This is a genomic window from Nitratireductor aquibiodomus NL21 = JCM 21793, from assembly GCF_000615975.1.
Classification (GTDB): Bacteria; Pseudomonadota; Alphaproteobacteria; order Rhizobiales; family Rhizobiaceae; genus Nitratireductor; species Nitratireductor aquibiodomus.
The window spans coordinates 34,036-43,341 of sequence record NZ_BAMP01000033.1 but is presented as its reverse complement, the minus strand read 5'-3'; the positions used below and the strand labels follow the sequence as shown (position 1 = coordinate 43,341).

The 9,306-nt window shown below is 57.6% G+C and carries 6 protein-coding genes; 3 read left to right on the top strand and 3 right to left on the bottom strand.

Annotated elements, in window-relative coordinates:
- Positions 1–242: 242 nt before the first annotated feature.
- On the bottom strand, positions 243–5,141 hold the full coding sequence (locus JCM21793_RS11265) for a DUF11 domain-containing protein (RefSeq protein ID WP_081784692.1): 4,899 nt from the start codon (positions 5,139–5,141) through the stop codon (positions 243–245).
- Between the two features lie 351 nt (positions 5,142–5,492).
- On the opposite strand from JCM21793_RS11265, the gene rpmG reads away from it, so the two are divergent.
- Positions 5,493–5,660 (top strand): 50S ribosomal protein L33, encoded by a 168-nt coding sequence (gene rpmG, locus JCM21793_RS11260; RefSeq protein ID WP_007008183.1) that lies wholly within the window; start codon positions 5,493–5,495, stop codon positions 5,658–5,660.
- Between the two features lie 649 nt (positions 5,661–6,309).
- On the opposite strand, the gene JCM21793_RS11255 is transcribed toward rpmG, so the two are convergent.
- On the bottom strand, positions 6,310–7,674 hold the full coding sequence (locus JCM21793_RS11255) for a PleD family two-component system response regulator (RefSeq protein WP_025030435.1): 1,365 nt from the start codon (positions 7,672–7,674) through the stop codon (positions 6,310–6,312).
- 42 nt (positions 7,675–7,716) lie between these two features.
- On the bottom strand, positions 7,717–8,088 hold the full coding sequence (locus JCM21793_RS11250) for a response regulator (RefSeq protein ID WP_007008186.1): 372 nt from the start codon (positions 8,086–8,088) through the stop codon (positions 7,717–7,719).
- Positions 8,089–8,315: 227 nt separating this feature from the next.
- On the opposite strand from JCM21793_RS11250, the gene JCM21793_RS11245 reads away from it, so the two are divergent.
- Both JCM21793_RS11245 and JCM21793_RS11240 read left to right on the top strand, forming a co-directional pair.
- Positions 8,316–8,600, top strand: coding sequence for a DUF3572 domain-containing protein (locus JCM21793_RS11245; protein WP_007008187.1), 285 nt, complete (start codon positions 8,316–8,318; stop codon positions 8,598–8,600).
- A gap of 21 nt (positions 8,601–8,621) precedes the next feature.
- Positions 8,622–9,275: a hypothetical protein gene (locus tag JCM21793_RS11240; RefSeq protein WP_025030434.1), complete on the top strand. Its 654-nt coding sequence runs from the start codon at positions 8,622–8,624 to the stop codon at positions 9,273–9,275.
- Positions 9,276–9,306 lie beyond the last annotated feature (31 nt).

Below are 9,306 nucleotides of genomic sequence, written 5' to 3'. Positions count from 1 at the left end.
GAAGCAAGATTGTCTGGAGCTTTTTGAACATGACAGGCCTCGTCATACCATCGTCCACGGTTCGGTTTCTGATTGGGCCGTCCTCGGCCAGACGCGGAAACGGGAGACTCAGAGATCGCGCGCAAAGGCGGCAACGGACTGTCCGAGCACTGGGACAGACAAACGCGACGTGTCAGTTGCGAAAAGGTATCGTTACAGTTGGCGACGGCCCGAACAGCGCACGCCGCCAACTTTGAGGGGAACTACCTGCGCTCGAGTGCCCTCATCTGCTTGGAACGCGCCGTGGCTTCGGTCCCGAGTCTCGTCTCGATCTCAAGACGGTATCCGCGCCCGGTCTTTCGCCACTCTGCGGCGATCTTCCTGCGGATTTCCCGCAGGCGCTTCTGCGCTGATCGCTTGCTTCCCTCAGACCCTGAATAGACCAGGCGCAATACGGAAGGTTCCTGGTCGAGAAGCACGATCATCTTCATGATCCGCTCCTCCCATTCAGGCAACAGCTCCTGGGTACCCTCAACGAAAGCCGCATCGGTGAGATCAAGCCGAACCACCCGGCCGATGGACGCACCGAAAAGGAATTCCGATGCCTTACCGGCTGTCAACCGGACAACGCGCGGGTTCTCCGTCGTCAGACGATACCCCGATGGCAGCGAACGCGAATCAAGTTTCATGATATAGCTCGTGCCGATCCTCTGGTCGGGAAGATCCGCACAGGCCACATGGAAGCGCCCATGGTCGTCCGCCGTGAGCAGAAGCCCTTTCACCGTCGCAACTCGCACGCCCGGCAGCCCCGGCTCACCCTTGTCCTGATACCCGTTGCGGTTCCTGTCGTCGAACACCTTGCCCAGAATATCGCCGCAATCGAACAGCGCTTCCACCACCACTTCCACTACAGCGGCCGCAACGCGCGACACCATGGTGCCATCGGGCGTCTCCACCCACGCCTGATTTACATACTCGCCAGGTTTCGCAGCTCCCGTTACTGCGAGATCAAGCTCGATAACGATCGCCTCGTCGGTCGGCAGCGTAACATTCTCGAATGTCAGCTTCCGCCCATCCACTTTGGGTTCGACCGCACTGCCGTCGAGCATGGCGGTTCCCCGCACGAAAGTCAGGCCGGAGGGCGTCATATCGATAATGTTGACCGCGCTTTCGCCAACGGAACCGAGCATCTTCACATTGATCGTATAGGGTACGCGGCCACCCCGACGAACCTCCGCCAGCGGCGTCATTTTGCTTATCGCATAGCCAGGCAGGTCCACTGCAGCCTCCGCCACGGGGGAAAGCACCGGCTGCCCTTCCGGACCGGAACCAGAAACCGTTGCCGAGTTCTTGATACCGTCCTCTAGCCCTTGTGCTGCATCGATATCAGCCTGCGTCACGGTGTATGTCGCGGTGAACGTTGCGCTTTCAGTCGCTCCAAGGTCGGCAGTGGGCGGAGAGAATGATGATAGCGATCCGCTACCAGGCAGCCCGCCGAACCACGGCCCTGGGTCGGCAGGCGTGACATTGGACGCGGTTACATTGCCCTCATTGATCGCGGTCAGCGTGTAGACAATGGTGTCGCCGGGCTCCGCAAGCCGGCCCTCAACCTGAAACACTCCGGTCTTCTCCAGCCCTAGAGCAGCAACTTGCGGCAGAGGGGTGGGCGTGGGATCATCCGGCTCACCATCATCTTCAGTATCGATGTCAGCAGTCTCAACCGGATCGTCAGACGCGTCCGTCACCGGGGTGCCATCGCGTGCCTGTCCATTAACGCTCGTCTTTGCAACAACACCGCCAGCGTCAATATCGGCCTGCGTCAAAGGATAGGAAACGCTGGGCAGGGAATCATGCTCACCGGACGGTGGCAGACTAGCAATCGTACCGTTCGGAACAGGTATGGATTTCGCGGGTACCCCTCCACCCTCCGTCTCCAGATCAAGCGAAGCAATCGAAAGATTCTCCAGTGTCACATTGCCAGTGTTCCGGACCAGAAATGAATACACCACCGGCTCACCGGGATCCGGAAACCCGTTTCCATTCGTGTCCGTCCACTCGCTCACCAGTTCGAGCTCCACCGCCGGGTTTGTGGCAAATGGAATGACCGTCGAGTCACCCGGCTCACCATCTGGAGGACGCGCCTCTTTGACTACATCCTCACCCTTGGGGTCCTTGCCTACCGCAGTTGCCGTGTTCGAAAATGAGCCTGCATCAATGTCGTCCTGGGTGATGACATGCGTACCCTTGACATCGGAATTGCTCATGCCAGGCGCTAGAGAGGCTATGGGACTACCGGTAATCTCTGCCTTGTCATCGGTCACGGCAATGTCTGTCAGTGTCGTGTTTCCCGTGTTCACGGTCGTAAACGTGTAGTTGATCACCTCGCCTGCATCGGCAAACCCGTTCCCGTTGGCGTCGTCGTGCTCCGCTGCTTTGACAAAATCGTAGTCGGACACTGTTTCCAGCCCACCGGGTGGATTGGTCGGATCCCCCTCGTCCCCATCGGGTGGACGCGAATCCTTAGGCAGGTCGTCGCCATTGGGCAGCTTTGCGTTCGCCGAGGCGACATTGTCGAGATCGCCCGCATCGATATCAGCCTGCGTGACGACGTAGCTCCCCTTAACGCTCTCGTCGTCCGTCTCACCTGGGCCAAGCGGGCCGGCGAGTGGGCTGCCTGTCACATCCGCCCGCGCATCCGTCACCTCTATATTGGTAAGCGAAACATTGCCGGTGTTCTCAACGATAAACTGGTAGCTGATCACCTCCCCGGCATCGATCAATCCATTGCCGTTCGCGTCGATATGCTCGGCTTCCTTGACGAAGTCGTAGTCGCCATTCGGCTCGATAGGTAGTGGGGTCGGGTCGCCGGGATTGCCCGATGGCGGACGCGACTGACGATCAATGTCCTCGCCGTCGGGATCTTTCCCGCGCGAATCTGCAACATTGTCCACGCCGCCGGCATCAACATCAGCCTGGGTCACCGTGTACGTGCCCTTCACAGTTTCATCGTCGACCTCGGCAGGCCTTAGGATTGAGATCGGGCTGCCCGTGATCGTCGCTTTCGAATCCGTCACCTCAACATCGGTCAGCGTCGTGTTGCCCGTGTTCTCCACCGTGAAATTGTAGGTGATCACCTCACCGGCATCGATCACCCCGTTCCCGTTGGCGTCGTCATGCTCCGCTTCTTTAACGAAGTCGTAGTCGGACACCTTGTCCAGCCCACCGGGTGGATTGGTCGGATCCCCCTCGTCCCCATCGGGTGGACGCGAATCCTTGGGCAGATCGTCGCCATTGGGCAGCTTTGCGTTCGCCGAGGCGACATTGTCGAGATCACCCGCATCGATATCCGCCTGCGTGACGACGTAGCTCCCCTTAACGCTCTCGTCGTCCTTCTCACCGGGGCCCAGCGGGCCGGCGAGTGGGCTGCCTGTCACATCCGCCCGTGCATCCGTCACCTCTATATTGGTAAGCGGAGCATTGCCGGTATTCTCAACGATAAACTGGTAGCTGATAACTTCCCCGGCATCGATCAATCCATTGCCGTTCGCGTCGATATGCTCGGCTTCCTTGACGAAGTCGTAGTCACCCTCCAGCGGCGTTTCGATGCTCGTTGAATCACCCTCTTCACCATCTGGTGGGCGGGATTGTTTGGTGACATCGTCACCATCCGGATCCTTCGCGTTTGCCGAGGCGACGTTGTCAACGCTGCCTGCTACCAGATCTGCTTCGGTGATCTCGTAGACCCCCTTCACAGACTCCGAATCGACACCTCCCGCCGCCAGGGACGCGATAGGGCTCCCTGAGATCGTCGCCTTTGGATCTGTCACCTCAATGTTGGTCAGCGGGACGTCGCCAGTATTCTCAACTATAAAGTCGTAGTTGATTACCTCACCAATATCAGCTTTGCCGTTACCATTGGCGTCGTCATGCGTTGCCTCCTTGACAATCGACACCGAAGCTTCGCGGTCAGTGTCGCTATCGTTATTGTCAGGCGGAGTATTGTCTATGATCGTGTCGGGAAGCCTCAGCCTCGCCACATTGGTCAGGTCGCCAGAAAAATCCGAAGGTACGGACATTGTATAGTTGTAGGTTGCCGTCCCTCCTACCGGAAGACTGACCGTCTCATTGTCGAGCTCGCCGGTTCCGCTCGTAACATCACAAGTGCCCCCGCCGGAACCGGTACACGTCCAGCTCGCCGATGTGATTCCAGCCGGCAGAGGATCATCCACTCCGATATCGGTCGCGCCAAATGGACCGTTATTCGTCACCAGTATCTGATAGGTCACGTCTTCGCCCGGCGTATAAGCCTCCTGGCCATCCGTCTTCGAAATTGAGATGTCCGCGGGGAAACTGAGCTTCGTGGTTGCGCACTTCATACCATCATTGACTGACGAACCCGGGGAATTCGAAATGCGTGTTGCCCGGCCTGAGGTCAGATCAAATTCATAGAAGCCCTCTCCAGCATTCCCCGAGCCATACACGGCATTGGGTGCACCGAACATTGCCCCAAAGACGCTGCTTGCGGAGAGCCCGGTATCACCGACATTGGTAACCGCTCCTGTCACAGGATTGATGGATATGAGTTGGCGTGAGTTCCCTTCCTTGGAATAAAGAAGTCCATTCGACCACGCCATATCTGAGAGAAAAACACTTCTACTTAAAGTAATTCTTGTAGCTGTCTTGGTAGGAATATCTACTTTATATATATATCTATCATGCGTTCTGCCATACACATAATATGATCCATCATCAGATATCTCACCAGTATTAACTCTTAAAGTAGATGGCACACCAGATATTGTCCCAAGATTTTCAGTCGCCGTATTAGATCCAATCCTATAAAGTATTGGAGATCCATTATTCACCGCATATCCATAATTATCCACGGGATTAAAGGCAGTGCCATTATATGGGAAGGTCACACTTCCTTGATTCACAAAAGTGAACGGATTCGTTGAGGTATTGATTGCGTTGAGACTGGTCCGACTTCCCTGTGACAGCCACATGCGGGAATCGCACGTTCCAAAATCAGGCAGAGTTTGAGCAGGCGCATCACCGCCCAGCATTCCAAAAAGGACAGCCAAAAAGGCAAAGGCCTTGCAGCAGATCAAGGAAAGACTGCTTATAAATTTAAATCTTGATGGCTTAATAAATATTTTCATATTATATTTCCCATAATTTTGGGAAAAACTATTTCTTAATAAATTTATACAAAAATAACATTCCCGCAGCAATCAGCGCGGAACACCGAACATTCCAGAACCAATCTCTCATCAAACCCTGTAGCGGACGAACCTTTGAGATCAGCGACCAAGGTTTCAGCCTCTTCGGCTTTTGGCATTTGTGACGGAGGTGGGAAGACAGGCCGGTTGCGTCGCACGAGCGTCCATCTCTCGCACACCCCGGCTTGACTTTCCGCGAGTTCCCTTTATGTGTCCGCCAGACTCTATAAGCGCTGGTGGAGAGATTCTGCTTTCGCGCGACCGATAAACCACCAGAAACGGACGACAGACATGGCGAAGGCCACGACCATCAAGATCAAGCTCCAGTCGACGGCGGACACGGGCTTCTTCTACGTCACGAAGAAGAACAGCCGCACGATGACCGACAAGATGACCAAGCGGAAATACGACCCCATTGCCAAGAAGCATGTGGAGTTCAAGGAAACCAAGATCAAATAGATACGGTTTCGCCGTGCCTTATCGGAACGCCGCCCTCGGGCGGCGTTTTTGTTTGTGTTCCTGAGGCAGCTTGCCGTTTCACGGAAACGCCATTGCGCTCCATCTGTCTGCTTCTCCACATCTATGCGGACGCCAGGTGTATCCACCTGTCTGCAAGATGCTCCGAACCCATAAGCTTTGAAGGCCGTCCGGAACGATCGGCCAGCCATGCAGGTTGAAAATGCCTGTTCGACGGGAAGAAATCGGGGGCCGGTCGGCAAACTGGCAGCGGTACGAGGAGGCCACTATAAACCAGCGCCGGCCGGCCAACCCCACGGACCCAGGAGATGCGGCGGACCTGAGCATCATGGGGTATCTCGAGGCGGCAGCCCGGCGATAAACGCCATGCCCTGAAGCCCGCCCCTGTCGGTCGAGAGATTTGCGCAGGGCGGTCAGAAAATCAACACTTACTTAACCATTCCCGCCAACTCCCTGACGTTAGGGTTAAATATGGCGTGCGCCTTGCGTTTCGTCAGCCCCTAATTGGTGGAGTGGGTCATCACTCTTTCGTGCTGCACGACTACCCGTGCGCTGGCAGTGGTGTGATCCAGGCACACGGGGCACGGCGCCTGTCTGCCGCGCGCATTCACGATATGGGCATACCCCGGCCTCAGGCCGCAGAGGCCACCACGCGATTGCGCCCTTTGCTTTTCGCATCGTAGAGCGCGGCATCGGCGTGCTTCAGAAGATCGGCGGGGTCGCCATTGCCCCCCGCACAACCGACCACACCGACGCTGGTTGTAACGGCGATCGCGTTCTTGCCGCCATCGACCGTGAAGGGCTCGCTCGCTATGGCAACCCGCAGACGCTCTGCCACCATTTCGGCCATGTCACGCTCGGTATCCGGCATTACAACAACGAACTCTTCCCCCCCGAAACGGCAGATCAGATCGATGCCCCGGATGTTCTGACGCAAGCGGTCGGCGAATTCGCGCAGCACATCATCGCCGCTCGGGTGCCCCCAGCGATCGTTGATCGCCTTGAAGAGATCTATGTCGGCCATCATCACCGACAGGGGGCGCCTACGCGCAACGGCCCGCGCCAGAAGCTTCGGCAGATGCGCGTCGAGATAGCGGCGGTTGTGAAGCCCCGTCAGAGGGTCTGTCACGGCCATCCGAAAACTCTGGCTGACACTCGAGCGCAGGCGGTCATTGTAGCGCTTGCGGCGCAGTTGCGTGCGCAGGCGAGCCTGAAGCTCCTGCTGGTCAACCGGACGAACGATGTAATCATTCACCCCGAGTTCCAGCGCCCGCGCGACCATCGCCCCCTCGTCCTGGTCGACCACCAGCATCACCGGCAGAAACCGGGTGCGGTCCAGCGCGCGTAACTGGGCGCAGAGCCGCAGCGGATCATAGGTCGCGTAGCTGGAGGTCACGAGAACGCATTCATAACCACCTTCGGCGGCGCGAAAGAGACCGGCCTGCGGATCGTCTTCCACATCAAGAGAAAAATGCCCCCGCAGCATGGCCGCCATCGCAGCGGACGAATGGGGAGCCTCGTCAATCAGCAGGATGGCGGGTAAATCGCGCCGATCCTCCTCCAGTCCCGGCTCGAAACCGGCGTTCTCCGCTGTCTCCGTCCGCAGCCGCAGTTCATCCGTCAGCATTTTCAGCCGCACGAGGCTTTTCACCCGTGTCACCAATTGAAGGTCATCGACGGGTTTGGACAGAAAGTCATCGGCACCCGCTTCCAGCCCCCGCACGCGGTCGGATGTTTCGCCCAGCGTTGTCACCATCACAACGGGAATATGCTGTGTGGCGGCATTTGACTTGAGCCTGCGGCAAACCTCGAAGCCATCCATCCCGGGCATCATGACGTCCAGCAGAACGACATCCACCTTGCCGCCGGCACAGATTTTCAGGGCTTCCGCACCGCTATGCGCACAGACAACCTCGAAATACTCCGCCAGCAACCGGCTTTCGAGAAGCTTCACATTGGACGGGACGTCGTCGACAACCAGAATGCGCGCGGTCATGACCGGCTCCTCACGAAGGGCTTCGGGAAGCCGTCCGCAGCATCAGGCATCCCCCAGATAGGATTTGATCGTTTCGATGAAACTCGGCACGGAAATCGGCTTGGAGATATAGGCTTCGCAGCCGCCCTGGCGGATGCGCTCCTCATCGCCTTTCATGGCAAAGGCCGTTACCGCGATGACAGGAATGGTGTGCAGGTCATCGTCCTGCTTGAGCCATTTCGTGACCTCAAGTCCGGAAACCTCCGGCAACTGAATGTCCATCAGGATCAGGTCGGGGCGGTGCTCACGCGCGAGCTCCAGCGCATGCAACCCATCACGGGTGCGCACCGTATCGTAACCGCTCGCCTCGATGAGATCGCGAAAGAGCTTCATGTTGAGCTCGTTGTCTTCGACGATCATGACTTTCTTCGACATCACACCCCGTCCCACTCAACCCCGCTGCCTTCGCATTTGACCCGGCCCTGCCGGGAGCACGTCAGACAGCGAAATTTCAGACGCCACCCTTGCACGATTTGATTTATGAATCGGTAATGGGCGCCCGCGAATCGTAGCTTTACAGCATAGCGGCCCTGGATTTGCGCGCAATTCGTCTCACGGAAAATGCCGCGGACCATTCCTGACATCGATTGGAGAGAAGGACCATGCAACGAGAGGAAGCCGAAGCCATAGCCGTTTCCGCCCTGGCATTCATAGCCGCAGACGACCAGCTCCTGCCGCGGTTTCTCTCCCTCACCGGTATCGAGGCAAACCAGATCCGCGCCGCCGCTGCTGAACCAGGATTTCTGACCGGTGTTCTGCAATTCATCCTTGCACATGAACCGACCCTGTTGCGCTTTTCCGAGGAAAACGGCATTGCTCCCCGGATTGTGGCGCAGGCACCCTCCGCCCTGCCCCACGGCAACACGTCCTACGACATTCAGCCCTGACACGACTTTGGACAGCGACATATGACGATTGACCCGGAAACCGCCCGGCAGATTGATGAGCTTTCACTCAGCAACCAGCCCCTGCTTGTGCTCGATGTGGACGATGTGATCCTGGAATTCATCAGGCCGTTTCCGGAATATCTGCGCACCCGTGGCTTTGAACTGAAGCTGGAGAGCTTTGGCCTGAACGGAAACGTAGCCGACCTTTCATCCGGTCAGCGCGTGGACAATGAAACGGTCGCTCAGCTTGTTGATGCGTTCTTCGAGGTCCAGCACGACTGGCAGAAGCTCGCCGAAGACGCTTCGGAAACCATTGCACGCCTGTCCAGGGCGAGCCAGGTGGTGCTCCTTACCGCCATGCCGCACCGCTATCGGCAGACACGCCGCGCCCTGCTCGACCAGTTTGAAATGCGCTATCCGCTGTTGACCACTGAACGCGCCAAGGGCCCCGCGATCAAGCGCCTGCGTGGCGACCATCCGCGCCCCGTCGCCTTCGTCGATGACATGTATTACAACCTCGTCTCCGTACGCGACACGGTCGTGGACGCGCATCTTTTTCACCTCATGGCCGACAATTCCGTCCGCGCGCTCATGCCTCCGATCCCGCAGGGGATAACGGTGGTAGAGCACTGGAAAGAGGCCGGCGAAAAAATCGCCCGCTCGCTAAAGCTCTAAATCGCCGCGTGTCCGTCCTGGTGTAACCGCG